Source organism: Herbaspirillum camelliae, assembly GCF_001929405.1.
GTDB classification, from domain to species: Bacteria; Pseudomonadota; Gammaproteobacteria; order Burkholderiales; family Burkholderiaceae_D; genus Herbaspirillum; species Herbaspirillum seropedicae.
The window spans coordinates 4,707,779-4,733,559 of the sequence record NZ_KV880769.1 but is presented as its reverse complement, the minus strand read 5'-3'; the positions used below and the strand labels follow the sequence as shown (position 1 = coordinate 4,733,559).

At 64.0% G+C, this 25,781-nt stretch carries 27 protein-coding genes; 19 read left to right on the top strand and 8 right to left on the bottom strand.

Annotated features, from left to right (window positions below; all coding sequences use genetic code 11):
• Window position 1: 1 nt before the first annotated feature.
• Window positions 2-850 carry an S-formylglutathione hydrolase gene (gene fghA / locus BGK68_RS21180; protein WP_075258701.1) on the top strand — a complete coding sequence of 283 codons (849 nt, stop codon included), beginning with the start codon at window positions 2-4 and terminating at the stop codon, window positions 848-850.
• 66 nt (window positions 851-916) lie between these two features.
• Here the strand turns inward: fghA and BGK68_RS21175 are convergent, their stop codons facing one another.
• Window positions 917-1,840, bottom strand: coding sequence for a Gfo/Idh/MocA family protein (locus tag BGK68_RS21175; RefSeq protein ID WP_075258700.1), 924 nt, complete (start codon window positions 1,838-1,840; stop codon window positions 917-919).
• Window positions 1,841-1,897: 57 nt separating this feature from the next.
• Complete coding sequence (locus BGK68_RS21170; protein WP_075258699.1) at window positions 1,898-2,887, bottom strand: aldo/keto reductase; 990 nt, start codon at window positions 2,885-2,887, stop codon at window positions 1,898-1,900.
• 112 nt (window positions 2,888-2,999) lie between these two features.
• Between BGK68_RS21170 and BGK68_RS21165 the strand changes: the two genes are divergently transcribed.
• Window positions 3,000-3,917: a LysR family transcriptional regulator gene (locus tag BGK68_RS21165; protein ID WP_075258698.1), complete on the top strand. Its 918-nt coding sequence runs from the start codon at window positions 3,000-3,002 to the stop codon at window positions 3,915-3,917.
• A 19-nt stretch (window positions 3,918-3,936) separates the two neighbouring features.
• Here BGK68_RS21165 and BGK68_RS21160 read toward each other — a convergent pair whose 3' ends face one another.
• The 3 genes from BGK68_RS21160 to BGK68_RS21150 all read right to left on the bottom strand — a co-directional run bounded on the left by BGK68_RS21160 (window position 3,937) and on the right by BGK68_RS21150 (window position 8,418).
• On the bottom strand, window positions 3,937-5,511 hold the full coding sequence (locus BGK68_RS21160) for a DHA2 family efflux MFS transporter permease subunit (protein ID WP_075258697.1): 1,575 nt from the start codon (window positions 5,509-5,511) through the stop codon (window positions 3,937-3,939).
• A gap of 43 nt (window positions 5,512-5,554) precedes the next feature.
• The gene (locus BGK68_RS21155; RefSeq protein WP_075258696.1) at window positions 5,555-6,793 is read right to left on the bottom strand and encodes an HlyD family secretion protein; all 1,239 of its coding nucleotides are present in this window, start codon (window positions 6,791-6,793) and stop codon (window positions 5,555-5,557) included.
• Window positions 6,794-6,930: 137 nt separating this feature from the next.
• The gene (locus BGK68_RS21150; RefSeq protein WP_075258695.1) at window positions 6,931-8,418 is read right to left on the bottom strand and encodes an efflux transporter outer membrane subunit; all 1,488 of its coding nucleotides are present in this window, start codon (window positions 8,416-8,418) and stop codon (window positions 6,931-6,933) included.
• A 272-nt stretch (window positions 8,419-8,690) separates the two neighbouring features.
• Here BGK68_RS21150 and BGK68_RS21145 point away from each other — a divergent pair, with 272 nt between their 5' ends.
• The 9 genes from BGK68_RS21145 to BGK68_RS21105 all read left to right on the top strand — a co-directional run bounded on the left by BGK68_RS21145 (window position 8,691) and on the right by BGK68_RS21105 (window position 16,390).
• Entirely contained in the window at window positions 8,691-9,344 is a 654-nt protein-coding gene (locus tag BGK68_RS21145; RefSeq protein ID WP_083657861.1) for a TetR/AcrR family transcriptional regulator, read from the top strand.
• A 205-nt stretch (window positions 9,345-9,549) separates the two neighbouring features.
• A complete protein-coding gene (locus BGK68_RS21140; protein ID WP_075259934.1) occupies window positions 9,550-10,179 on the top strand; it encodes a methylamine utilization protein in 630 nt (209 codons plus the stop codon).
• 33 nt (window positions 10,180-10,212) lie between these two features.
• Window positions 10,213-12,603 carry a putative bifunctional diguanylate cyclase/phosphodiesterase gene (locus BGK68_RS21135; RefSeq protein ID WP_075259933.1) on the top strand — a complete coding sequence of 797 codons (2,391 nt, stop codon included), beginning with the start codon at window positions 10,213-10,215 and terminating at the stop codon, window positions 12,601-12,603.
• A gap of 66 nt (window positions 12,604-12,669) precedes the next feature.
• A complete protein-coding gene (locus tag BGK68_RS21130; protein WP_075258693.1) occupies window positions 12,670-13,677 on the top strand; it encodes a DUF3034 family protein in 1,008 nt (335 codons plus the stop codon).
• Between the two features lie 11 nt (window positions 13,678-13,688).
• On the top strand, window positions 13,689-14,123 hold the full coding sequence (locus tag BGK68_RS21125) for a group I truncated hemoglobin (protein ID WP_075258692.1): 435 nt from the start codon (window positions 13,689-13,691) through the stop codon (window positions 14,121-14,123).
• 112 nt (window positions 14,124-14,235) lie between these two features.
• Window positions 14,236-14,607, top strand: coding sequence for a COG4315 family predicted lipoprotein (locus BGK68_RS21120; RefSeq protein ID WP_013234671.1), 372 nt, complete (start codon window positions 14,236-14,238; stop codon window positions 14,605-14,607).
• Between the two features lie 23 nt (window positions 14,608-14,630).
• Window positions 14,631-15,185 carry an RNA polymerase sigma factor gene (locus BGK68_RS21115; RefSeq protein WP_075258691.1) on the top strand — a complete coding sequence of 185 codons (555 nt, stop codon included), beginning with the start codon at window positions 14,631-14,633 and terminating at the stop codon, window positions 15,183-15,185.
• The gene (locus tag BGK68_RS21110; RefSeq protein ID WP_075258690.1) at window positions 15,182-16,018 is read left to right on the top strand and encodes an anti-sigma factor family protein; all 837 of its coding nucleotides are present in this window, start codon (window positions 15,182-15,184) and stop codon (window positions 16,016-16,018) included. Before BGK68_RS21115 ends, BGK68_RS21110 begins: the two co-directional genes overlap by 4 nt.
• 183 nt (window positions 16,019-16,201) lie before the next feature.
• Entirely contained in the window at window positions 16,202-16,390 is a 189-nt protein-coding gene (locus BGK68_RS21105; RefSeq protein ID WP_075259932.1) for a hypothetical protein, read from the top strand.
• Window positions 16,391-16,469: 79 nt separating this feature from the next.
• Here BGK68_RS21105 and BGK68_RS21100 read toward each other — a convergent pair whose 3' ends face one another.
• Both BGK68_RS21100 and BGK68_RS21095 read right to left on the bottom strand, forming a co-directional pair.
• Window positions 16,470-16,805: a helix-turn-helix domain-containing protein gene (locus BGK68_RS21100; RefSeq protein WP_075259931.1), complete on the bottom strand. Its 336-nt coding sequence runs from the start codon at window positions 16,803-16,805 to the stop codon at window positions 16,470-16,472.
• Window positions 16,786-17,172, bottom strand: coding sequence for a type II toxin-antitoxin system RelE/ParE family toxin (locus tag BGK68_RS21095; protein ID WP_075258689.1), 387 nt, complete (start codon window positions 17,170-17,172; stop codon window positions 16,786-16,788). The genes BGK68_RS21100 and BGK68_RS21095 overlap by 20 nt, the downstream gene beginning before the upstream one ends.
• Window positions 17,173-17,385: 213 nt before the next feature.
• On the opposite strand from BGK68_RS21095, the gene BGK68_RS21090 reads away from it, so the two are divergent.
• The 4 genes from BGK68_RS21090 (at window position 17,386) to BGK68_RS21075 (ending at window position 20,316) form a co-directional block, all read left to right on the top strand.
• Window positions 17,386-17,574, top strand: a complete 189-nt coding sequence (locus tag BGK68_RS21090; RefSeq protein WP_075258688.1) for a YjfB family protein — start codon at window positions 17,386-17,388, stop codon at window positions 17,572-17,574.
• 194 nt (window positions 17,575-17,768) lie between these two features.
• Window positions 17,769-18,071, top strand: coding sequence for a helix-turn-helix domain-containing protein (locus BGK68_RS21085; RefSeq protein WP_075259930.1), 303 nt, complete (start codon window positions 17,769-17,771; stop codon window positions 18,069-18,071).
• A complete protein-coding gene (locus BGK68_RS21080; protein WP_075258687.1) occupies window positions 18,068-19,420 on the top strand; it encodes a type II toxin-antitoxin system HipA family toxin in 1,353 nt (450 codons plus the stop codon). The genes BGK68_RS21085 and BGK68_RS21080 overlap by 4 nt, the downstream gene beginning before the upstream one ends.
• Window positions 19,417-20,316, top strand: a complete 900-nt coding sequence (locus BGK68_RS21075) for a pseudouridine synthase (RefSeq protein WP_075258686.1) — start codon at window positions 19,417-19,419, stop codon at window positions 20,314-20,316. The genes BGK68_RS21080 and BGK68_RS21075 overlap by 4 nt, the downstream gene beginning before the upstream one ends.
• 11 nt (window positions 20,317-20,327) lie before the next feature.
• Here the strand turns inward: BGK68_RS21075 and BGK68_RS21070 are convergent, their stop codons facing one another.
• Window positions 20,328-20,996, bottom strand: a complete 669-nt coding sequence (locus BGK68_RS21070; protein WP_075258685.1) for a GntR family transcriptional regulator — start codon at window positions 20,994-20,996, stop codon at window positions 20,328-20,330.
• A gap of 145 nt (window positions 20,997-21,141) precedes the next feature.
• Here BGK68_RS21070 and dctP point away from each other — a divergent pair, with 145 nt between their 5' ends.
• Genes dctP through mdcA form a run of 4 tightly spaced genes read left to right on the top strand, consistent with a single transcriptional unit; the run spans window position 21,142 to window position 25,753 of the window.
• The gene (gene dctP / locus BGK68_RS21065; protein ID WP_075258684.1) at window positions 21,142-22,164 is read left to right on the top strand and encodes a TRAP transporter substrate-binding protein DctP; all 1,023 of its coding nucleotides are present in this window, start codon (window positions 21,142-21,144) and stop codon (window positions 22,162-22,164) included.
• Window positions 22,161-22,739: a TRAP transporter small permease gene (locus tag BGK68_RS21060; RefSeq protein WP_075258683.1), complete on the top strand. Its 579-nt coding sequence runs from the start codon at window positions 22,161-22,163 to the stop codon at window positions 22,737-22,739. The genes dctP and BGK68_RS21060 overlap by 4 nt, the downstream gene beginning before the upstream one ends.
• A complete protein-coding gene (locus BGK68_RS21055; protein ID WP_075258682.1) occupies window positions 22,736-24,085 on the top strand; it encodes a TRAP transporter large permease in 1,350 nt (449 codons plus the stop codon). The genes BGK68_RS21060 and BGK68_RS21055 overlap by 4 nt, the downstream gene beginning before the upstream one ends.
• Entirely contained in the window at window positions 24,086-25,753 is a 1,668-nt protein-coding gene (mdcA, locus tag BGK68_RS21050) for a malonate decarboxylase subunit alpha (protein WP_075258681.1), read from the top strand. It abuts the gene before it with no gap.
• Window positions 25,754-25,781 lie beyond the last annotated feature (28 nt).

Sequence of the window (25,781 nt, the reverse complement as noted above, 5' to 3'; positions counted from 1 at the left end):
GATGCTGGAGACTCTCTCCGAGCACGGCTGTTTCGGCGGCGTGCAGGGCTATTATCGCCACGCCTCGCCGGCCATCGGGCTGGACATGCGCTTCTCGGTCTTCGTTCCACCCCAGGCCAGCAAGGGCAGCCCGCTGCCGGTGCTGTTCTACCTGGCCGGGCTGACCTGTACCGAGGAAACCTTCATGATCAAGGCCGGCGCGCAACGCGTGGCCGCTGAGCTGGGCGTGATCCTGGTGGCCAGCGACACCAGCCCGCGCGGCGCGGGCATTGTTGGCGAAAGCGATAGCTGGGACTTCGGCGTGGGGGCGGGGTTCTACCTCGATGCCACGCAGGCGCCCTGGAGCCGGCATTACCGCATGGAGAGCTATGTGGTCGATGACCTGCGTCGCGCCGTGCTGGGCAATTTCCCCGCCGATCCGCAGCGCATGGGCATCTTCGGCCATTCCATGGGCGGGCACGGCGCGCTCACGCTGGCCTTGCGCCATTGCGACGTGTACCGCTCGGTGTCGGCGTTTGCGCCTATCGCTGCGCCGATCAACTGTGCGTGGGGCCAGAAGGCGTTCAGCCATTACCTGGGTGCGGATCAGCAGGCATGGAAGCAGCATGACGCCAGCGAGCTCATGCGTGCATTGCAGACGCCGTTCCCGCAGGGCATCCTGATCGACCAGGGGCTGGCCGACAAATTCCTGGCCGAGCAACTCTGCCCGGAAGCCTTCGAATCAGCCTGCCAGCAGGCCGCGCAGCCGCTGACGCTGCGTCGTCATGAAGGCTATGACCATGGGTATTACTTCATTGCGAGTTTCGTGGAAGACCATCTGCGCTTCCATCACCGCATCCTGACGGCCTAGTGGCCTGAGAGGCAGCGACCTCCGGAATGCCGTCATGGCGTTCCGGAGGCGCGTGCCTTGAGCGCATCAGACGAAGGCGTCGGTGACGATATGCTCCCCCAGCATGAACGCATCGGCCACATGCCGCAGCGGCGCCACATCCACATCCGAAGCCTGCTTGCGGATGAGCTGGCAGAAGTGCTGGTACAGCGAAGGATATTCGCCCTCCACCGGCAGTTCGCTCTGCTTCCCGTCGATCCACAGTTCATGCCCGCCTTTCTTCAGGTGGACATGGGTGCTGCCGGTCTCGATGATGATGTCCCAGGTCTGTTCCCCTGTCTGGCGCCAGTCGAAGTCGGCCTGCACATCGGCGCCGAGCGCATCGGTGAAGGCCAGACGCGCGGCAATCGGGGTCTGGCGGTTGGATGGCACTTCCAGCGCTGCCTGCTTCAGGAACATGGCCTGCGGCAGGATCTCAGTGACGATGGACAAGGCGTTGATGCCGGGATCGAACACGCCCAGGCCGCCCGGTTGCCAGATCCATTCCTGGTCGGGATGCCAGTGACGCACGTCTTCGCGCCAGATCACCTTGACCTGGCGTGGCGCGTGTTGCTGCAGGTGCCGCTTGACCACCTGGACCGCCGGCGCGTGACGTGAATGCCAGCTGGCAAAGAGCGTGACGCCCTGTTCGGCAGCCAGGTTCCTGAGCGACTCGACCTCGGAGAGCGTGGCGCCGGGCGGCTTTTCCAGGAAGACGTGCTTGCCGGCGCGGAGGGCTTCGCGCGCGGCTTCGTAGCGGTACTGCGGCGGCATGCACAGGGAGATGGCGTCGATGGCCGTGCCCGAGGCTAGCATCTCGGTCATGTTCTTGTAGGCGGTCACGCCGTCGATGCTGTGGTTGCGGCTGGCGGTGGCGACCAGCTTGAAATCGGTGTTGCCGGCAATGGCCGGGGCGTGCTGGTCATAGACGATCTTGCCGACGCCGGCAATGGCGAGCTGGATGGCTGTCATGGTGTCCTTGTTTATTGTTGGTTACATGAGTTGGTTACATGAAGGGGGGCACACAGATTACCAGCGTTGGTGGACGTATGGGGCGATGTCATGCAGATAGAGCTCGCGCAGCGCCTGCATCACCTCAGCCGTAATGGGAGGCAGGGCGCTGGCGGCGCTGTTGGATTGCGCCTGCGCCACATTGCGCGCGCCGGGGATCACGGTGCTGATGCCGCTTTCCATCAAGATCCAGCGCAGTGCGAATTGCGCCATAGGCACGCCCTGCGGCACCAGTGCGCGGATCTTTTCAACGGCGGCCAGGGCCACCTCGTAAGGCACGCCCGAGAAGGTCTCGCCGACATCGAAGGCTTCGCCATGACGGTTGAACTGGCGATGGTCGTCGGCGGCAAAGCTGGTCTGCGCGCTCATCTTGCCGGTCAGCAGGCCCGAGGCCAGCGGTACGCGGGCGATGACGGCGATGTCGCGGCGCTGCGCTTCCTGCAGGAACAGCGAGATCGGGCGCTGGCGGAAGATGTTGAAGATGATCTGGACCGATTTCACGTTCGGATATTCGATGGCCTTGAGGGCTTCTTCCACCTTCTCCACCGACACGCCGTAGTGGCGGATCTTGCCGGCCGCAACCAGCTCATCCATATAAGCGAACACTTCCTGCTGGTAATACACCTCGGTGGGCGGGCAGTGCAGCTGTACCAGGTCCAGGCAATCCACCTCCAGGTTCTTGAGCGAACGGTCCACGAAGGCGGTGAGATTGTCCTTGCTGTTGTAGCCGCTGGCCACATGCGGCGAGAGCCGGCGGCCGGCCTTGGTAGCGACGAAGGGACGCTCGCCGCCGCGCTCCTTCAATACCTGGGCAATCAGTTGCTCGGAGCGGCCGTCGCCATAGACGTCGGCCGTATCGATGACGCTTACGCCTGCGTCCAGCGCGGCATGCAGGGCGGCCTTGGCATCCTGGGTGGAGACATCGCCCCAGGAGCCGCCGATGGCCCAGGCGCCGAATCCGATTTCCGAGACTTCCGCACCGGTGCGGCCAAAGCGTCTTGATTTCATGTCTGCACTCCTTCGTGGCATTTTCAAAGCCGTATTTATACCGCGTGCCACGCGCGAGGTCGGTTGGATTAAGATGAGCTAGATTCATTCCTGAAGTGATTGAAATTCATCCATGTCCCTCCTCGACCATATCGAATTTTCCGATCTGCGGATCTTCGTCACCATCCTGCGTACCGGCAGCTTCAAGGCCGCCGCGATCCAGCTTGGCCTCACGCCCTCGGCCACCAGCCATGCCATGAAACGGCTGGAGGAGCGGCTTGCCACGCAATTGCTGTACCGCTCCAGTCGCGCCATCTCGCCCACGGCGGCGGGCAGTGAACTGGCGGCCAGGCTGGAGGAGGGATTCGAGCAGATCGCGCAGGCGCTGGGCCAGCTGGAAAGCTCGGCAGAGGGGACCTTGGGCGAATTGCGCATCAACGTCTTCGCCGATGCCGCCCATCTGCTGATCGAACCGGCCATTCCCGAATTCGTGCGCCAATGCCCCAAGGTCAAGCTCACCATCGTGGTCGATGACAAGCCCATCGACATCGTCAGCGAAGGCTATGACGCCGGTATCCGCTACGGGCATTACGTGCCGGAGGGCATGGTGACCGCGCCTCTCACGCGCGCGCATCGCTGGGTGGCAGCGGCCTCGCCGGCGTATCTGGATCGGCACGGGCGGCCCCTCACACTGGATGACCTGCAGCAGCACACCTGCCTGCAATTGCTGCTGGGGGACAATTCCAGCTATCAGTGGGAGTTCGGCCGTGGCAAGCATCGGCAGCGCATCCGCGTGCCGGGCCTGGTGACGATCAACAACACCGCCGCCACCATCGCGGCGGCCAAGGCCGGGGTCGGTATCGCCTATCTGTTGGAGGGAAGGATCAGCAAGGAAATCGAGGAAGGCTCGCTGGAAGCCATCCTGGAAGAATGGGCGGCCCCCAGCGAGCCTTTTCACATGTACTACAGCAGCCGGCGTCATGCGCATCCTGCCTTGCGCAAGCTCATCGACATCATCCGCCTGCAGCACGGCCTGTCACGGCTGCGTTAGCCGCGACAGGCCGGCCCGGTCAGTGTGCAGCCGAGGCTTCTGCCGCGCCCGCGCCACCCTTGGAGGGCTTGATGATCCAGATCAGCGGGATGATGACAATGAAGATCGCCGCCGAGACATAGAAGATGTCATTGATGCCCAGCATCGCCGCCTGGAAGGTGATGGTCCGCTCCAGCATGCCGGCGGTCTGCTCGGCATTGAGGCCCAATGTGCTGCTGAGGTTGTTGACTGTCTCCTGCAGCCAAGGGCTGTAGGGAGTCGCATGTTCCGTCAGTTGGGCGTGATGCAGGATGGTGCGATTGTTCCAGGCGGTGGTCGAGATGGACGTGCCGACAGCGCCGCAGAACACGCGCACGAACGACGACAGGCCGGCCGCCGCCGGAATGCGCTCCGGTGGCAGGCCAGAGAGCAACAGCACCGTCAGCGGCACGAAGAACATGGCCATCGGAATCCCCTGCAGCAGCGTCGGCAGGATCACCGTCATCTGGTCCACCTGCAGGTTATAGCGCGAGCGCAGCCAGAACACGATGGCAAAGCCGATGAAGGAGGCTGTGGCCACCTTGCGCGCATCCACCAGCGGCAGGAAGCGGCCAATGATGGGCATCAGGATCACCGCGAAGATGCCAATCGGTGCGGTGGACAGGCCCGAATCGATCGAACGATAGCCCAGGTATTGCTGCAGCCATTGCGGCAGGATCACCAGGTTGCCGAAGAAGACGCCGTAGCCGATGGAAATGGCAATGGTACCGCCGGCGAAATTGCGCCGCCCGAACAGGCGCAAGTCCACCACCGGGTGGTCATTGTTCAATTCCCACACCACGAAGTAGGCAAAGGCGATCAGCGCAATGATGCCCAGCGTGACGATGGTCGGCGAGGCGAACCAGTCCAGGTCCTTGCCCTTGTCCAGCATGATCTGGAAGGCTGCTACCCAGGTCACCAGCAGCGCCAGGCCGATCTTGTCGATCGGCAGCTTGTGGGTCGGCGTCTCGCGCGAGCGGTAGATGGCCAGGGTGATGCCGGCCGCGATCAGGCCCACGGGGACGTTGATGTAGAAGATCCAGGGCCAGGTGTAGCTGTCGGTGATCCAGCCGCCCAGCGCCGGGCCGGCCACGGGGGCGACCACTGCCGTCATGCCCCACAGCGCCAGGGCGAAGGAGGATTTCGATTTGGGGTAGGCCCCCAGCAGCAGCGATTGCGACAGCGGCACCATGGGGCCAGCCACCAGGCCTTGCAGTACGCGTGCGGCCAGGAGGATGGGCAGCGTCGGGGCCAGTCCGCACAGCCACGAGGCCAGCACGAACAGCAGCACCGAAGTGACGAACAGGCGCACCGCCCCCAGCCGCTGCGTCAGCCACCCGGTCAGCGGAATGGAGATGGCGTTGGCCGCGGCAAAGGAGGTGATGACCCAGGTGCCTTCATCGACCGACACCCCCAGGTTGCCCGAGATGGTCGGGATGGCGACGTTGGCGATGGACGAATCCAGCACGTTCATGAACACCGCCAGCGACACCGACAAGGTGCCCAGCACCAGGTTGGCGCCGGTCAGCGGGGGCGGCGGCGTGTAGGCTTGGGAGGGAGTAGGGCTAGTAGCCATGGGGCTCGATCATTGTCCAGTAGATGTCCGGCGAGGCGTCAGCTCAGGTGTGCGGTATCGCCACGGGTGCGGCGGCCGCCTTGCTCTTGTGCGCCTGCGGCAAGCCGCTGGCGTTGTCGCTGATGATGCGTTCGACGATGGCGTCGGCCTGCTTGCCGAGGTCGTCATAGACATTGGTCTGGTAATTGGTCGGCACCGCTTCCAGCGCCCGGCCATCGCCGTGGATGTCTACCGTGGCGGTGGTGGACAGGCCAATGCGCAGGGGATGCGCGCGCACCTGCTCCGGGTCCAGCGCGATGCGCACCGGCACGCGCTGCACCACCTTGATCCAGTTGCCGGTGGCGTTCTGCGCCGGCAGCAGCGAGAAGGCGCCGCCGGTGCCGGCGGAGAAGCCGATCACGGTGCCCTGGTACTTGACGCTGGAACCGTAGACGTCGGCGATCACTTCCACCGGCTGGCCGATGCGGATGTGCTGCAATTGGCTTTCCTTGAAGTTGGCGTCGATCCAGATCTGTTCCAGCGGCACGATGGCCATCAGCGGATTGCCGGCGGCGATGCGCTGGCCCACCTGCACCGAGCGCTTGGAGACAAAGCCCGAGACCGGCGCGACGATGTTCACGCGGGCATAGTTGAGGTAGGCGTTGCGCACGGCGGTGGCGGCCTGCAGCACGTTGGGGTGCTCGGTCACGCTGGTGTGGTCGGTCAGGGCGCGGTTGGCGGCGGCGGCGGCGCGGGCCTGGTCCAGCGCGGCCACGGCGCTCTTGACGGCGTCGCGGGCGTGCGAGACGTCTTCCTGCGAGACGGCGCCGGAAGACAGGCCGGCCTGGCGGCGCTGCAGGTCTTCCCGGGCGCGCGCCAGGTTGCTGTCGGCGGCGGCCACGTTGGCGGCCAGGGTGTCATTGTTCAGGAACAGCTGGCGGGTCTGGCGCACGGCCTGGGCCAGGGCGGCCTGCGCCTGGTCCAGCGCCAGTTTGGTATCGGCGGCGTCCAGCGCAACCAGTTGCTGGCCGGCCTTGACGACCTGGGTATCGTCGGCCTTCACGGCCACGACCGTGCCGCCGACCTGGGCGGAAATCTGCACGACGTTGCCGCCGACGTAGGCGTCATCGGTTTCTTCGAAGAAGCGGGCATGCAGGAACCAATACAGGAAGCAGGCCACTGCAATGACCAGCAAGACCAGGGTCAGGAGGATGAGCTGGCGTTTGCGCTTGCCGTTGCCATTGCCATTGCCATTGCCATTGGCTTGGGGTTGTGGTTGCGGTTGGGTGGTGCTGTCACTCATGGAGGACTCCGTTCTATCTTTTTGTAGGCGGTCAATCGGCCTGCCTTGGTAGGGCATGCCGTCCCGGTGGCCGGTGGGTCAGTGGAGAGACCGGCTGCCGGGCTGGGTTCGGTTCAGTTCAGGATGTCAGGCTGGCTTCACGGCTGCGCGCCATAGGCCAGGCCGTCGCGCTGGGCGTCAAAGCCGCCGCCCAGCGCCTTGTAGAGCGCGACCTGCTGGTCCCGGCGCTGGGCCTGCAAGGCCACCATCGCCTGGCGCTGGGCCAGTACCCCGGTCTGGGCCGACAGCAGCGTGAGCTGCGAGACCAGGCCCAGGCGATAGCGCTCGCGCGCCAGCGCATAGGCGCGCTCGGCAGACTGCAGGGCCTCGTTGCGGATGGGCAACTGGCGCTCGGTGGCATGGATCGCCGCGATCTGGCGCGCCACGTCGGCATAGGCATCGTTCAAGGTCTTGTTGTAGGTGGCCACGGCCAGCTCGTAGCTGGCGTACTCGCCCTTGAGTCCGGCGCGCAAGGCGCCGCCTTCGAAGATGGGCAGGGTGATGGCCGGGCCGAAGGCGATGCTCTTGCTGGCGGCGGTGAAGGGATTGCTGTCGAGCAAGGTATCGAAGCCGATCATGGCCGACAGGTTGATATCCGGATAGAAGCGCGCCTTGGCCACGTCCACGCCGCGGCTGGCGGCTTCGACCTGCCAGCGGGCGGCCACGATGTCAGGACGGCGGCCCATCAGGTTCAGCGGCAGGTCAGCTGGCAGGCCAGGCGTGGCCAGTCCTTGCAGGGTCGGGGGCGCCAGTTGCAGGCCGTAGTCCGGCCCCTTGCCGGCCAGTGCGCCCAGTTGCTGGCGCAGCAGCACGATCTGGCCTTCGCTCTGCGCCAGCTGGGCGCGGGCGTCGGCGCTGCTGGTGCGGGACTGGTCGCGTTCGATCTGGCTGTCCAGGCCGGTGCGCAGGCGCTCGGCGGTGATCTTTTCGAGCGATGTGCGCTGGTCCACCGTGCTTTGCAGGATGTCGTGCAAGGCGTATTGCGCCGCCAGCTGGCTGTAGACCGTGACGATGGAGGCGGTCAGGGCCAGGCGGGCTTCCTGTTCGCTGGCCTGGGCCGCCTTTTCGCTGGAGATGGCCTGGGCCAGGGCGGCCTGGTTCTTGTTCCAGAGATCAAGCTCATAGCCCACGTTCAGGCCGGCCTTCTTTTCGTTGTACCAGTTGCCGCCATAGGGCGGCGGATAGATGGTGGTGCTGGAGAACTGGTTGCGCGTGATCGAGGCTTCGGCGTTCACGCTGGGCAGCAGCGGCGCGCCGCGCGACTCGGCCAGGGCGCTGGCCGCGGCGATGCGGGCGCGCGCCTGTTGCAGGCTGGGGCTGCTGGTCAGCGCCTGTTCCACCAGGGCGACCAGTTGCGCATCGCCGAACTGGCGGACCCAGTCGCTGCCCGGCCACTGGCCATTGGGCGCGCCCGGATTGGGATCGGACAGGCTGCGCTGGGTGGCGAAGTCGCCCGCCTGCGCCACCTGCCGGTCGCTGCCGATGCCGGCGAAGCTGGCGCAGCCCGACAGGCCGAGCACGCCCGCCAGCGCAGCCACGGCGGCGATCGCCCGCAGCCGGAAGGCGGACGAATTGATACGGTTCATAGAATTCTCCACGACGAATTGTTTGGCGATACGAGTAATTTTTCTGAGTTTTGCGAACGACGCCACGCACACAGGCCAGTGGTAGCGGGAAAATCGTGCCTACGCCCGGTCGGCAGCACGCCTTACCCTCACCACGATTTACGAGTACCATGCCGGACGGGGCGAGTAAAAACTCATTTTTCGTATTATACTTCGATATACGAACAATCACTCATGTTGCCCTTATGGGCCAATTCGCGTCGGGGGCGAGCGAATTCTTACCAAATCAGCCAATGAAACTGCAACCCAGAAAAGAACCTCGCCAGGCGCGTTCGCGGGCGATGGTCGATACCATCCTTGATGCCATGTCGCGCGTGCTGGTCGAGCGCGGTTACGCCAAGACCAATACCAATCTCGTGGCCGAGTCGGCCGGCATCAGCGTGGGCTCGCTGTATCAGTACTTCCCCAACAAGGATGCGCTGATCTTTGCGCTGCGCGAGCGGCACGCCACCCGCATGCTGGCGCTGTTCGAGGACGCGGTGGCGCACATCGACGACTCCGGTACGCTCTCCAGTGACTTCGACCAGGTGATCAGCGCGGTGGTGGCGGCCCATCTGCTGGAACCCGAGCTCAACCGCATCCTGGAAGAAGAATTCCCGGCCTATAACCTGCCGGTCTCCACCGAGATCCGCCAGGGCTTCTTCGAGGCCATCCACCGCGTGCTGGAAAAGCACCGCGACAGCATCACCACACCCGACCTGGACCTGGCCGCCTTCGTGCTGCAGCGGATGTTGAAGGCCCTCATCAAGGCGGTGGTGCTGACCGGTCCGGGCGGAGTCTCGCCGGGTAGTGTGCGCTCGGAGATCCTGCCGGCGGTGATCGGTTATCTCACCTTGCCGCGTCCGGATCATTCTGCTCATTCTGATCGTTCTGATTCACAGGCATAATTGATGGTGTGAAGAAATATGAGGGTCTGCTGGCCGCAGGCGAGGGATCTGCTTGCGGCCGCACTCGCGTAGAAGGGGCGCGAGCGGGCACACTCAGAAACTTCCTTATATGAAATACGGGACAGTCCCGTATAGTGGCGGGAGTTTCTTGTCGGATTCATCACAACGCACAAGCACCGCCCTCAACTCATTCATCGCCAGCCATATGCAACAGAAGAACATGATCCGCACCGGCATCGCGGCAGGCCTGCTGCCTGCGCTGCTGGCGCTGGCCGCCGTAGCGCAGGCGGCAGTGTCGGTGCAGGTATTGGACGTCGCCGGCCAGCCTATGCCCAATGCCGTGGTCTATGCTGAACCGGCCGGCGCAGCGGCGCCGCCGGCCAAGGCGCCGCGCCAGGTCGAGATCGAACAGAAGAACAAGACCTTCATGCCGCTGGTGACGGTGGTGCAGACGGGCACGCCGATTCTCTTCCCCAATCACGACAATGTGCGCCATCACGTCTATTCCTTTTCACCTGCCAAGACCTTTGAGCTGAAGCTCTATTCAGGCGTGCCGGGCAGCCCGGTGGTCTTCGACAAGGCTGGCACGGTGGTGCTGGGCTGCAACATCCATGACGAGATGGTGGCCTATGTACAGGTGGTCAATACCCCCTTTTTCGGCGTCACCGACCGCAGCGGTTCGGTGAAGCTGGAGGGCTTGGGCAATGGCAAGTACACGCTCAAGGCCTGGTATTTCACCATGGGGCCCAACGAGGCCGCGGTGGAGCAGCCCTTGCAGGTCCAGGGTGAAGGCCGGGCCTCCATCAAACTCAACGTCAAGGCTGTGCCGCTGTAGGGCGGCATCCTCAGGGGAAGCGGGGTCAGGGTGGTGCGTCTATATCGTCTGGAAAGCAAGATCGTTGCACTGTTCATCACCTTGCTGGTGGTGGTGCAACTGGCTGGCTTCGTGGCCATCCGGACTGCCATCGATCGCAATGCCCGCGCCTCCATCAGCGAGGAGCTGGCCGTCGGCGAGCGCGTCTTTGCGCGCCAGCTGGACCAGAACGCCCAGAAGCTCACCCAGGGCGCGCGCCTGCTGGCCTCGGACTTCGGCTTTCGCCAGGCCATCGGCACCGATGACCGCGAGACCATCGCTTCGGTGCTGAGCAACCATGGCGCGCGCATCGGCGCTTCCATGGCCATGCTGATCGGCAATGATGGCCAGATCCGCGCTTCCACCGTCGAATATCCCGATACCGATTTGCAGCGCAGCAGCCTGGAGCTGGTGCGCAAGGCCGGCAATGGCAATGGCGCTTCCGAAAACGCGGTGGTGGGCGATCGCCTGTTCCAGATCGTGGCCGTGCCGATCAAGGCGCCGGTCACCATTGCCTGGGTGGTCATGGGCTTTCCCATCGATCATCAGTTGGTGAGCGACATGCGCGAGCTGTCCTCCTTGCAGGTGTCCATCCTGGTCAGCCAGCGTGGTGGGGTGGGCTGGAATGCCGATGTGTCGACCCTGGCCGCGCCGGCCGCGTCGATGTTGCTCAAGGAGGTCGGCCAGCCTGCCATGCGTGCGGGCGGCCTGATCGACCTGCAGATCGACGGCAACCAGTACCGTGCGCGCCTGTTGCCGCTGGCCCAGGCCAGCAATGGGCAGCAGGCCGTGGCGGTGCTGCAGCGCTCGGTCAGCGAGGCCGTGGAGCCCTACCAGCGTCTGCAACTGATCCTGCTGAGCATCACGGTGCTGGGCGTGCTGGGAGCGGCGGTGGCCAGCGCGGTGCTGGCGCGGCGCATCACCAGCCCGCTGCGCGACCTGGCGGACGTGGCCAAGCGGCTGGGGGAGGGCGACTACAGCGAAGGCCTGTTCATCCGCCGGCAAGACGAGATCGGCCGCCTTGGCAACGCCTTCGAGACCATGCGCCTGGAAATCGCCAGCCGCGAACTGAAGATCAGCCGGCTGGCCTACCAGGACCAGCTCACCGGACTGCCCAATCGCGTGCAGTTCGCCGACCTGCTGCGCGACGCCATTGCCGAGGCGGCGCGCACGCCCGGCGCGGCCTGCTACATCCTGATGATGGACCTGGACCGCTTCCAGCAGGTCAATGATGTGCTGGGCCATAGCTTCGGCGACGACCTGCTGCGCCAGGTGGCGCTGCGCCTGTCGACGCAGTTGCTGCATCCCGGCGCCAAGCTGTCGCGCCTGGGCGGCGACGAATTCGCCATCCTGCTGCCGGGGGTGGACCAGGATGGCGCGGTGGAGCAAGCCTTGCAGATCCTGCGCGCGCTGGAACAGCCCTTGTCCTTGCACCAGCAGACCGTGGACCTGGGCGCGGGCATCGGCATTTCCGGCTATCCGGCCCATGGCCAGAGCAGCGACGTGCTGCTCAGCCACGCCGAGGTCGCCATGTACACCGCCAAGCGCAAGGGCAGCGGGCTGGTCATCTATGATCCGGCCATCGACCAGAGCAGCCAGGAAAGCCTGTCGCTGCTGTCCGAGCTGCGCCGCGCGCTGGAGCGCGACGAATTCATGCTCTACCTGCAGCCGAAGCTGGACCTGTGCTCGGGCCAGGTGGTCGGCGCCGAGGCGCTGGTGCGCTGGATTCATCCGGAGAAGGGCTTCATCGGCCCGGACAATTTCATTCCCTTTGCCGAGACCACGGGTTTCATCCGCATGCTCACGCTGTGGATGATGGAACAGGTCGCACGCCTGTCGGAGCAGTTGCAGCAGCAGGGCGTGCAGCTCAAGTTTTCGGTCAACCTCTCCACCCGCGATCTGCTGGACCAGGAGTTGCCGACCGCGTTCGCCGCGATCCTGCAGCGGCACCGCCTGCAACCTGCGGCGCTGTGCCTGGAGATCACCGAAAGCGCCATCATGGACGACCCGGCGCGCGCGCAGAACACGCTGGAGCGCTTGTCCAACATGGGCTTTGCGCTGAGCATCGACGACTTCGGCACCGGCTATTCCTCGCTGGCCTATCTCAAGCGGCTGCCGGTGGATGAACTCAAGATCGACAAGTCCTTCGTCATGAAGATGGCGCAGGACCAGGATGACGCCAAGATCGTCCGTTCCACCGTGGACCTCGGTCACAACCTCGGCCTGCGGGTGGTGGCCGAAGGGGTGGAGAGCGAAGAAGTCTGGTTCCTGCTGCGGCAGATGGGGTGCGACCAGGGCCAAGGCTATTTCATGGGCAAGCCCATGCCGGTGCAGCATTTCCTCGCATGGCGCGAGCAATGGCGCGCGCCGGACATGCTCGACCAGTCGGAAAACATGGCCGTCTAGGCCGCACCGCTGGTGCGCCTGCACGAGCGGCAATACATCAATGAATACGGGGCAGGTGGGGGCGGGATGAAATACACGATCAGGGGCGCGGCGCTAGCCGTGCTGGCGATGCTGTGCGCGCCGGTGATGGCGCAAATGAGGCCGATGACGCCAGCCGAGCAGGAGGCCTGGACCGCAGCGCGCCAGCAGAAGGCGGCGCAGGCCATGCGCCAGGCCAGCACAGCAGAAGCAGCGCCAGCCCCCGAGCGCAATGACCGCTGGATGCCGGATCTGGCCAAGCTCACCGCCACCGGCGGCGTGATCCAGGTGGAAGGTGCGGGCGGCGGCGGGCTGACGCCCTGGGCGCTGATCACCGGCTATGGCAGCCGTGACAGCTATGGCGCCAATGCCCACTACACCTACCTGGCGACCCAGGACTACACCCTGACATCCTATGGCGTGGCCGTGGGCATCCTGGACCGGCTGGAACTGTCGGCGGCCAAGCAGGAGTTCTACGGCAGCGTGGCCCCGCTCAATGATCTGAAGATCACCCAGGATATCTTCGGCATCAAGCTCAAGCTGGCCGGCGACGCCGTCTATGACCAGGACCGCTGGCTGCCGCAGATCGCCGCCGGGGTGATGTTCAAGCGCAATAACGGCATCGGCGGGCTGGGTGCGGTCACCAGCGTGAAGCAACTGGGGGCGGCCAGCGATGCCGGCATCGATTATTACCTCGCGGCCACCAAGCTGCTGCTGGCGCAAAGCCTGCTGCTCAATGGCACGGTGCGACTGACCAAGGCCAACCAGATGGGTTTGCTGGGCTTTGGCGGCGACCGTGGCGACCGCTACCAGGCCATGGGCGAGTTCTCGGCGGCCTACCTGGTCCGGCGCGACCTGGCGCTGGGTGTGGAATACCGCATGAAGCCGCGCAATCTGGCGGCCGATCCTGAAAAGGATTACTACGACGCCTTCCTGGCCTGGTTCCCCAGCAAGAACCTGTCGCTGACCCTGGCCTATGTGGCGCTGGGCGACATCACCGTCTACAACCCCAAGCGGCAGCGCGGCGTCTATCTGTCGCTGCAGGCCGGATTCTGAGGAGCCTTCCCATGACACCCCGCATCCTGCCGCAAGCCCTGGCCGTGGCGGCGCTGGCCGTGAGCCTGTGGGCCCCGCCCGCGCATGCCGCCGATACCCTCTTTGCCGACCTGGGCGGCATGCCGGTGATCCGCCAGACCGTGCATGATTTCATGGCCAACATGCTGGCCGATGTGCGCATCCGGCATACCTTCGACAATTCCAACCTGAAGCGGGTGGAAGAGATGCTGGTGGAGCAGTTCTGCATGCTCAGCGGCGGTCCCTGCACCTACACGGGCGACCCCATGAAGGAAGTCCACCAAGGGCTTAAGCTGACCGATGCGGATTTCAACGCCCTGGTGGAGGATCTGCAACTGGCCATGGACAAGAACGGCATCCCTTTCCGCACCCAGAACCGCCTGCTGGCGCTCCTGGCGCCGATGCAACGCGACACGGTGACCCGCTAGGCGGGCGTGGCAAGTTTTTTTTCAGGCGGCTGGAATAAAGCCGGGCTGGCTGACGTATACGCTGGCATGGGTATGGCACACCGCGCAACCCGACCATGAAAAAGGAAATCACATGAGACTGCTCGCAACCTCCCTGCTGGCCCTGGCTTGCGCCTCGGCATCCGTCACTGCGCTGGCCCAGGGCGCTGGCGTGAAGGCCATGGACGGCATCCTGGTGGACGCCCACGGCATGACCGTCTACACCTTTGACAAGGACACCCCCAACAATGGCAAGAGTGTCTGCAACGGCCCCTGCGCCAAGCTGTGGCCGCCAGTCGCCCCCATGGGCAGCCCCGCCGCCCCGTACTCCACGGTGACCCGCGACGACGGCAGCGCCCAGTTGGCCTATCAGGGCAAGCCGCTGTACCTGTACGAGCAGGACAAGAAGCCGGGCGACCGTGCCGGCGATAACTTCAAGGATGTCTGGCACGTCGTCAAGCCCTGATCCGATCCGTCCAGAGACCCGCCATGTTCACACGCCAGGCCCGGCAGCAACGCCAGCAGCGTGAGCGGCAGGCCGACGAGCAAGCCATGCTCGCCTGCCTGCCGCGTCTGCGCCGCTATGCCCGGGCGCTGACCGGCGCACGCGAGGCCGCCGACGACCTGGTGCAGGACACCCTGGAACGCGCCTGGCAGAAGCTGGATAGCTGGCAGCGCGGCAGTCCCATGCGGCCCTGGCTGTTCTCCATCATGCACAACCTGCACGCCGATGCCCGTCGGCGCGCATCGCCCGCGACCGTCGCGCTGGACGAGTACGGCGAGATCGACCAGGCCCAGGCCGCGCTGGATCCGGGGGTCTTGCTGGACCTGGAAACCGCCCTGCAGCTGTTGCCGCCCGAGCAGCGCGAAGTGCTGCTGCTGGTGGTGCTCGAAGAGATGCGTTACGAAGAAGTGGCGGTCACGCTGGGCATTCCGACCGGCACCGTCATGTCACGCCTGTCGCGCGCCCGCGAGCGGCTGCGGCGCGTGATGCAAGGGCAGGGCGAGAGCTCGCCCGGTTCCAGTTTGAAGGTGGTGAAATGAAGACCCCGGCCATCCCTGAAGAAGATCTGCACGCCTTTGCCGACGGCCAGTTGCCAGCCGCGCGCGCCAGCGAGATCGCCGCCTGGCTGGAGCAAGACCCCACCCAGGCCGAGGCGGCCGAGCAAGTGCGTGACTGGCGCTGGCAGAAGCGCGCCCTGCATGCGCACTTCGACCCGGTGCTCGAAGAAGCTTTGCCACCCAGGCTGGTCGCGGCGGTGCTGGCCGGAGCGAGCCGCCAGGAGCAGCCCCGCGCGCCGGCGGCCAACGCAGCGCGGTGGTGGCGCATGGCGGCCATGCTGCTGTTGAGCATGGCCAGTGGCGTCGGGGGCTGGTATCTGCATGATATCGGTGACGATGGCCGACACGCCCGGGCGCAGGCGCCGCTGGTGCTGGCGCGCCAGGCCGCCGTGGCGCATGCGGTATTCAGCGCCGACCTGCGCCGCCCCGTCGAAGTCGGCGCGGACCAGGAACAGGCGCTGGTGACCTGGCTGTCGCGTCGCCTGGGGGCCAGCCTGCGTGCTCCCAAGCTGGCGCCGCTGGGCTACGACCTGATCGGTGGCCGCCTGCTGCCAGGCCAGAGCGGCCCGGTGGCGCAATTCATGTACCAGGACGCCGCCGGCCAGCGGCTGACCTTGTACGTCTCGCATGAGCAGGTACAGAACCGGGAAACCGGTTTTCGCTTCGCCCAGGAAGGCAAGGTCAACGTCTTCTACTGGATCGATGGCCAGTTCGGGTATGCGCTTTCTGGCGGCATCGCCCGCACCGAACTCTCGCGCATCGCCAGCTCGGTGTATGAACAGTTGTCTCCCCTGACGTCGTCCCCGCCACGCTGAGGTCGGCGTTTACAAGTGCAAAAGCGGGTAAGGAAAGGCCAACCACGGTTAAGACAGCGACCGTGCTGCCGCTAACATAATCATCCATGGCGTAAAGCCGCTTCACCCAAGGATGGGGGAAAGTGGAAACATGGATGAATGGCCGGCGCTGTGGTCCGGCTGCACTTCACAGAGGGAGCTCATATGGAAATGGCAACGATTGCCAGCGGTGTGGCAACAGCCTGGCTGGCGGACAAGGCGGCGCATGCGGTGTGCATCGACCTGGGCAAGATCGCCAAGACGGCCGTGGACGAGGTGGTCGGCGCGGCCACGGTGGTGGCGCGGTTGCCGGGGAATGTGAATATTGGGCGGATCATCAATACCATTGTCTAGTTTTAGTACAACGGCATGGCGTAACGCCGGCCGGACGCCCCAGTGTTCAATAAAGACGCTCTTGGCCGCTCATGCTGGCTTACGCCACCGTCAATGTCAGGTGACCCTGAACAGCGTTGGTCGGATGCAATTTGATCTCGATGTCATAGCCAAGTCGGTTCAGGCAATCCATCAGCTTGCGTTCCGACAGATTGCTGAAATCGCCACGCATCATGCCTGACACCTTGGGTTGGGAGATCCCCATGCGCTTGGCTGCGGCCTGTTGGGTGAGCCCGAGTGTACGCAAGGCTTTGCGGATTTCAACCACCAGGGCAGTCTTGATTTTGAGCTTGTCCGCATCGGGCAGACCGAGGTCGGCGAAGACATTGTCTGAACTGCGCAAGATAGGGGTGTCGTCAATGGTTCTTCTTTGCATGTCGTGCATGTCTTAGCTCCTCTGCGCGTGCGGCCGCGACTTTCAGCCGTGCCCGTATGATGTCGATGTCAGTTTTCGGGGTGGCAATACCGTGCTTGCTTTTCTTATGGAAGCAATGGAGGACGAAGACCGCCTCTTCGAACCTGATCACATACACCGCCCGATAGGTGCCGCTGGCCTCATCCTCAATGATTTCCAGCACGCCTGCGTCTCCAAATCCTCTTAGAACCTTGGCTGCATCGTCGCGATCTCCGAGTTGCGCCAACGATAGGGCATAACCAAAGCGTTGGCGGATAGCCGATGGCAGGGCCATGAGATCCTTGTAGCTGCTACCTATCCATTCAAGTGGTTTTTCTTTATCGTGCATGCTAGCAGGTTATACCTGTTCAGGTAAGCCTCGCTGTCGCGTCTCAAATAGAGAAGTTGTTTTAGAGAAATTTCTACTTGCTCAACAGAAGAGAGCCTGTAAGGGAATAGCAAGAAATGTCTTGATCACTGTAAAGAAACCCGACATCCTGCCGTAACCCTGTGTACCGGCCGATTAATCCTGTCAGCCGGTTTCCCTCAAAAGGAGCTGTCCATGGATGTCAATCAGATCGCATCGCTGGCCACCAGCATGGCAACAGCGCAGACTTCGGACCAGGTCAATATCCTGATGCTGAAGAAGGCGCTCAATACCCAGGCGGCGGCTGTCGTCGGCGCGTTGCAGGCCTTGCCGCCCGTGCCGGCCAATCCCAATATCGGCCGCAACGTCAATACGACCGCTTGAGCGCTGTCACAGGCTTTTGAAAATCGCAGTCTTCGGACTGCGATTTTTTTCGTCCCTATCCCATAAAAAGCATAATTAATTGGTCTTAATTAAATTTGAATAATTAAATGTACTTGCATGACGCTGAATGACCAATAAAATGGTATATATTCAAAAAGCCTTTTTTATTGGACTTCGCTTTTTCCATGATTTCCATGACCAATCTGCAAGACATCGGCCAACGCATCCGCAGCGCCCGCAAGGCGCGCGGCCTGACGGCCGTCGAACTGGCCGAACGCGCCGGCATGCATCGCAATACCTTGCTGGCGCTGGAAACCGGGCGCGGCAATATCGAGCTGGTCAAGCTCCTGGCCCTGTGCAGCGAACTGGACCTGGACCTGCTGGTACTGCCGCGTCAGGCCGCAGCCTTGCGTGCAGCCGACAGCCAGGGCGCCGGCGGGCAGACCGAGCTGGGCGAGCGCCTGCAAGCGCTCATGGGTGAGGGGGGCCGGGCATGAGCATGTTGCGTTCCCTGCGTATCCGCCTGGGCCAGACCGAAGTCGGTTCGCTGTTTGCCCTCGACGATGGCCGTTGCTATTTCCGCTTCGACGACGCCTATGCCTTGCAAGGTCCGCAACGGCCCGTCCTGTCCCAGCTCTACAACGCCTCTACCGAAGAACGCACCCGCGCCCAGTTGATCGATCCCACCCTGGCCGCCAACCGGGGCGATGGCCGTGGCGGCTTGCCGCCGTTCTTCCAGAACCTGTTGCCGGAAGGGCAACTGCGCAAGCACTTGGTGCAGCGCGCAGGCCTGGCGCCGGATGATGAATTCGGCCTGCTGGCCTATTGCGGACGCGACTTGCCCGGTGATGTGTCGGCCAGCGCCGAAGAGCTCGATGAGCGTGGCATGGGGCGCCTGCTGGGCCAGGGCCATGACAGCTACGAGATGAGTTCAGGCCAGTTGCCGGTGCCGGGCGGGGAATCGCTCTCAGGGGTGCAGCCCAAGCTGGCCCTGGTCAAGGAAGCTGGGGGGCGCTACGTCATGCGTTCCAAGGACAGCCACGGCAGCCACTTCATCGCCAAGCTGCCGGCCACCGATTATCCCAACATGCCGCAGGTCGAATTTTCCTCGCTCACGCTGGCGGCCGCGGCGGGTGTCCATACCTGTCGCTTCAGCCTGGAGCCGCTCTCAGCCATTGCTGAGCATCTGCCCTTCGGCTTGCGCAATGACGCCAGCCGCTTCCTGCTGGTGCAACGTTTCGACCGCGACGCGCCCACCCCCACGGGCCGGCTGCACATGGAGGATTTCGCCCAGGTCACCGGCACCGCGCCAGCGGCCAAGTATGTCGGCACCTATGCCGCCATCGGCGTGGTGCTGCTGGAACGCAGTACGCGCGGGGTGGAGGATGTCTACGAATTGCTGCGGCGGATCAAGGTCAACGAGCTGCTCGGCAATTTCGACGCCCATCTGAAGAACTTCAGCCTGCTCTATCACACGCCCCAGGCCGCCGCCTTGTCGCCGGCCTATGACATCGTGGCCTACGCCGCCTACGTGGGCGGGGATGGCCATGCCCTGGCCTTCGTGCCGGGCCAGAAGGGCAAGCAATTGCTCACCCCCGCCATCCTGCGCCAATTGGCCAATCTGTGGCGCATCCCGGAACCGAAGTTGCAGGCCGTGCTGGTGGACACGGTGGAGCGCGCCATGACGCAATGGCCAGCCTTGATCGCCAACCTGCCATTGACCGAGGCCCAGCGCACGCGGCTGCTGAGTCACCTGGACGCCAACGCCAGCGTACTGGCCTGGCGTCGCCGCGCCGCCCGCAAAGAGGCCGCCACCCAGGCCGCCGCCCGCGGGGAGGGCGCATGAGGCCGACCCCGACCCTGCCCATGCGCGAGGGGCTTTCACCCAGCTATCTGTGGCTGCAGCCAGGGCCGTGGCGCAACATGCTCTCTTTTCTGGCCGAGCGCTTTACCGCCGTGCCGGAGCCGGTATGGCGTGAACGCCTGCTGCGTGGAGAAGTGCGCAACCAGCATGGTGAAGCGTTGCAGCCTGATACGCCCTATCGCAGCGGTGACTGCATCTTCTACTATCGCGAACTGCCGCAGGGCGAAGCACACATACCGGTAGAAGAGAAGATTCTGCATCTGGATGATCACCTGCTGGTGGCCGACAAACCGCACTTCCTGCCGGTGATCCCGACCGGGCGCTTCGTGCAGGAGACGCTGCTGGTGCGCCTGAAGAAAGCCACCGGCCTGCAAGACCTGGTGCCTATCCACCGACTGGACCGCGAGACGGCCGGGGTGATCGTCTTTTCCCACCAGCCGGCCAGCCGGGGCAAGTACCAGTCGATGTTCCAGCAGCGCGCCATGTTCAAGGTCTATGAAGCCATTGCCCCGCTGCGCAGCGATCTCGAACTGCCGCGTGTGCATCGCAGCCGGGTGGAAGAGATTCCCGAGCAGTTCTTCAAGATGCATGAAGCCGAAGGCGCGCCCAATTCCGAGACCCATATCTCGCTCATCGAGGCCCGTGGCGCGCTGGGCTTGTACCGGTTGGAACCGGTCACCGGGCGGCGTCACCAGTTGCGGGTACACATGGCTGCGCTGGGCATCCCCATCCTCAATGACCTGTTCTATCCGGAGGCGGTGCCGGTCGGCGTGGCCGATGACCTGGACAAGCCCCTCAAGCTGCTGGCCCGTTCGCTGTTCTTCATCGATCCACTCGATGGCAGCGAGCGTCACTTCAGCAGTGAACGCAGCCTTTGAGGGTGGCCGCCTCAGGCGGCCGATTTCAGCTGATGCAGCGAGGCCACCAGGTCGGCAAAGCGCTGCCCCTGGATCATGATGTGCTCGCGCAGCAGGTCCACGGTCTTCTCGGCGTCGCCGGCGATGATGGCGTCGACCACTGCCTGGTGTTCGTCGAAAGAGCTCTTGAGCCTGTCCCGCACCCGCAGCTGCAGTCGGCGATAGGGCCGCAGGCGGCGGTGCAGGGCGCGCGCCTGATCGGCCAGGAAGCCATTGTGGCTGCCGGCGTAGATATGGCCGTGGAAGGCTTCGTTGAGATAGAAATAGGCATCCGGATCACTGGCGTCGCGCGCAGCCTGGCAGGCCTGGTGCGCCGCCAGCAGCTCGGCATGCTCGGCCGGCGTCATCCGGCGCGCGGCCAGGCGGCCGCACATGGCCTCGAACTCGGCCATCACTTCAAACATTTCAATGAGCTGCTGCGGGCCGATCTCGGCCACGATGGCGCCCCGGCGCGGGCGCATCTCGACGATGCCCATCGAGGCCAGCTGGATCAGCGCTTCGCGGATGGGGGTGCGCGAGACACCGAATTCCTCGGCCAGCGATGTCTCATCCAGATGCTGGCCGGGCGACAGCTTGCTGACCGCGATAAGTTCTTCGATTGACTCGCGTAGCGCTTCAGCGCGGGTTTTTGGCGTATCCATGGCGTTTGCCTCTAAAGTCAGCATTGTAAAAGAAAGGGCCTCCACGGGATTTATGCTTGACAATGTATGCGTTTCCTATGAAATTGTATACACGATGAGAGCATAAAAACACACGCAGTCCCATCAATCCTGGAGGAGAACCAGCATGAACGCATTCACCCGTCGTCAGTTTCTTGGCACCCTCGCAGCAGCCCCATTGGCCAGCGCCGTTCCAGCGGTCTGGGCGCAAACGGCCAGCCTGAAGATTTCGCACCAGTTCCCCGGCGGCACCCTCACCGAAGGCGACTTCCGCGACCGCCTGGTGCGCATGTTTGCCCAGCAGGTCAGCGAACGCACCAAGGGCGCCTTGAAGTTCGAGATCTACCCCGGTTCGTCCCTGATGAAGACCAATGCCCAGTTCTCGGCCATGCGCAAGGGCGCGCTGGACATGTCGCTGGTGCCGCTGAACTACGCCGGCGGCGAAGTGCCCGAAACCAATATCGGTCTCATGCCCGGCCTGGTGACGTCCTACCAGCAAGGCGCGGCCTGGAAGAATGCCGAAGTCGGCAAGGAACTGGCCCGCGTATTGGCCGAGAAGGGCGTGATCATCGTCAGCTGGATCTGGCAGGCCGGCGGCGTGGCTTCGCGCGGCAAGCCCATCGTCGATCCGTCTGACGCCAAGGGCATGAAGGTGCGCGGCGGTTCGCGCGAGATGGACCTGATCTTGAAGGAAGCGGGCGCCGCCGTGGTCACGCTGCCTTCCAATGAAATCTACGCCGCCATGCAGACCGGCGCGATGGATGCGGCGATGACCTCGTCCACTTCCTTCATGTCCTTCCGCCTGGAAGAAGTGGCCAAGGCCCTCACCACGGGCCGCGACAAGGCCTACTGGTACATGTTCGAACCGCTGATGATCTCCAAGGCCGTCTTCGAGCGCCTGCCCAAGGACCAGCAGTCCGTCATCATGGCCGTGGGTGCAGAGATGGAACAGTTCGCCACCAAGGCCGCTCAGGCCGATGACATCGCCGTGGCGCAGGTCTACCAGAAGGCCGGCGCCAAGGTGGTGGACCTGAATGCCGAGGTCGTCAAGAAGTGGCAGGACATCGCCCGCAACACCGCCTGGAAGGACTTCGCGGCGCGCAACGCCAATTGCGCCAAGCTGCTGGCCCTGGCGGAGAAGACCTTATGAGTCATGGCTTTGAAATGCCCGGCGCGGCGGCGACGCGCCCCGAAGTGCCGGCCAGCGCCCCGGTGGCCTGGCTGGCGGCCTTCCTGCGCGGCTACCATCGGGTGGCCGTGTTCCTGGGCATGATTGCGCTCCTGGTCACGTCCTGCATCCTCACCTATTCGGTGGTGGTGCGTTACTTCTTCCATCAGCCGACCGACTGGCAGGATGAAGCCTCGGTCTTCATGCTGGTGGGCGTGATCTTCCTGTGCTCGGCCTATGTACAGTCGCTGCGCGGTCATATCGGCATCGAGGCGCTGGCGGGCATGCTCTCGCCGTTGGCCAACCGGGTGCGCATGTTCATCGTGGATGTGGTGTCCTTGCTGTTCTGCGTCTTCTTCACCTGGAAATCGTGGGCGCTGTTCCATGAAGCCTGGGTGGAAGGGCAGACCACTTCCTCGACCTTCGCGCCGCCGCTGTGGATCCCGTATTCGCTCATGGCGCTGGGCATGACCATGCTCACGCTGCAATTGCTGGTGCAGGTGCTGGTGCGCATCACCGGCACCGTCCCCGCAACGCCGGCGGGAGGTGCGCAATGAGTCCGCTGACCCTGGGGGTGCTCTATGGCGTGGTCACCATCGTGGTGATGTGTTCGGGCATGCCGATCGCTTTTGCGCTGGGCGTGGTGGCGACCGGCTTCATGTATTTCTTCATGCCGGAATCGTCGCTGGACACCATCACGCAGAACGTCTACGAAGAAATCGCTTCCATCACGCTGCTGTCCATTCCGCTGTTCATCCTCAAGGGGGCGGCCATCGGCAAATCCCCTGCGGGCAAGGACTTGTATTCGGCCATCCACGCCTGGTTGAACAAGGTGCCGGGTGGGCTGGGCATCGCCAACGTGTTTGCCTGCGCGCTGTTTGCGGCCATGGCCGGCTCCTCGCCGGCGACCTGCTCGGCCATCGGTTCGGCGGGCATTCCGGAGATGCGCCGACGAGGCTACTCGCCCGGGTTTGCCGCCGGCATCATCGCTGCTGGCGGTACGCTTGGCATCCTGCTGCCGCCCTCGATCACCATGATCCTGTATGCGGTGGCGGCCGAGCAGTCGCTGGGCCGCCTGTTCCTGGCCGGCATCGGGCCGGGCGTGCTGCTGGTGCTCCTGTTTGCCGGCTATGCCGTCTACCGCGCCCGCAAGGAATACAGGCTGGCGCATGCGGTCTATACCGCCGGCGGCGCCAAGTCGGCCTACCTGGATGACGAGCATTTCACGCTGGCGCAGAAGGTGGAAATGCTGCCCCGCGTGCTGCCTTTCCTGATCCTCCTGATCGGCGTGATGGTGGCGCTCTATGGCGGCTTGGCCACGCCGTCCGAGACCGCCGGCCTGGGCGCGTTGCTGGCGCTGGTCTTGATCGCGGTGGTCTATCGCATCTACAAGCCGCGTGAGATTGCACCCTTCCTCAGTTCCACCATCAAGGAATCGGGCATGCTGCTGTTGATCATCGGCATGTCGCTGCTGTATTCCTATGTGATGAGCTACCTGCACATCAGCCAGTCGGCGGCGCAGTGGGTGGTGGACCTGCACCTGTCGAAATGGCTGCTGCTGGCGGTGATCCTGGGCATGGTGATCGTGCTGGGCTTCTTCCTGCCGCCGGTGTCGATCATCCTCATGACCGCGCCCATCATCCTGCCGCCGCTCAAGGCCGCAGGTTTCGACCTGATCTGGTTCGGCATCGTCATGACCGTGGTCATGGAGATGGGCCTGATCCACCCGCCGGTGGGACTGAACCTGTTCGTGATCAAGAACATCGCACCCGACATTGCCCTGGGCGATGTCATCAAGGGGACGATTCCTTTCCTGGCGCTGATGTTCCTGGCGGTCCTGCTCCTGTGCATGTTCCCCGGCATCGCGACCTTATTGCCTGATCTGTTGATGGGAGCCAAGTAGATGAGTAGCAGCGAACGCGTGTGGAATGCGCGCCAGAAGAACCGTGAACAGCGGCTGGCGCGCGCCACAGCCGTATTGGGCAGCCAGTTGCAGGGCAAGATCGCGCCTGCCGACAAGCTGGCGGACCTGCTCTATGCGGTGCTGGAAAACGGCGACCGGGTCTGTGTCGAGGGCAACAACCAGAAGCAGGCCGATTTCCTGGCCAAGGGACTGGCGGCGCTCGACCCGGCACGGGTCCATGGCTTGCACATGCTGTTCTCGGTGCTGGCCCTGCCGGAACATCTGGACGTGTTCGAGAAGGGCATCGCCGACCGGCTGGACTTTTCCTTCTCCGGTCCGCAAGCCGGTCGCTTGGCCAAGCTGGCCTCGGCCGGCAAGCTCAACATCGGCGCCATCCACACCTACCTGGAATTGTTCGGGCGCTACTTCGTCGACCTGACCCCGCGCGTGGCGCTGGTGGCCGCCCAGGCCGCCGACCGCCACGGCAATCTCTACACCGGCCCCAACACCGAAGATACGCCCGCCATTGCCGAAGCCACGGCCTTCTCCAGCGGCATCGTGATTGCCCAGGTCAACGAAATCGTCGATGAACTGCCGCGCGTGGATATCCCGGCGGACTGGGTGGGCTTTGCCATCAAGGCGCCCACGCCGCATTACATCGAACCGCTGTTCACCCGCGACCCGGCGCAGATTTCCGAAATCCAGGTGTTGATGGCGATGATGGCCATCAAGGGCATCTATGCCGAATACGGGGTGCAGCGCCTGAACCATGGTATTGGTTTCGATACCGCCGCCATCGAGCTGATCCTGCCGACCTATGCCGAATCGCTCGGCCTGCGCGGCAAGATCTGCAAGCACTGGGCGCTCAACCCGCATCCGGCCTTGATTCCCGCCATCGAAGCCGGGTTTGTGGAATCGGTGCATTCCTTCGGTTCCGAACTGGGCATGGAAGACTACATCCGCGCCCGGCCGGACATCTTCTTCGTCGGCCCCGATGGTTCCATGCGCAGCAACCGCGCTTTCTCGCAGACCGCCGGCCACTATGGCTGCGACATGTTCATCGGCTCGACCCTGCAGATCGACTTGCAGGGCAATTCCTCCACCGCCACGCTGGGCCGCATCGCCGGGTTCGGCGGCGCGCCCAACATGGGGGCAGACGCCCGCGGACGCCGCCATGCCAGCAAGGCCTGGCTCAAGGCCGGCCAGCAGGCCAGGGCAGGGCGTAATACCATCCCGCGTGGGCAGAAACTGGTGGTGCAGACGGTGGAGACCTTCCGCGAGCACATGCAGCCGGCCTTCGTCGAAAAACTCGATGCCTGGCAGCTGGGTGAACAGGCCAAGATGCCGATTCCGCCGGTGATGATCTATGGCGACGATGTCACCCACATCCTCACCGAAGAGGGTATCGCCAACCTGCTGCTGTGCCGTACCGAAGAAGAGCGCGAGCAAGCCATCCGTGGCGTGGCCGGCTATACGGCGGTGGGCATGGGTCGCGACCGTCGCATGGTGGAAAACCTGCGCGACCGTGGCATCATCCGCCGCGCCGAAGACCTGGGCATCGACAAGCGCATGGCCACGCGTGACCTGCTGGCGGCCAAGAACGTGAAGGACCTGGTGCGGGCCTCCGGTGGGCTGTACAACCCGCCCAAGCGCTTCCGCAACTGGTAAGCAATCCGCAACGACATCGCAATGAAAG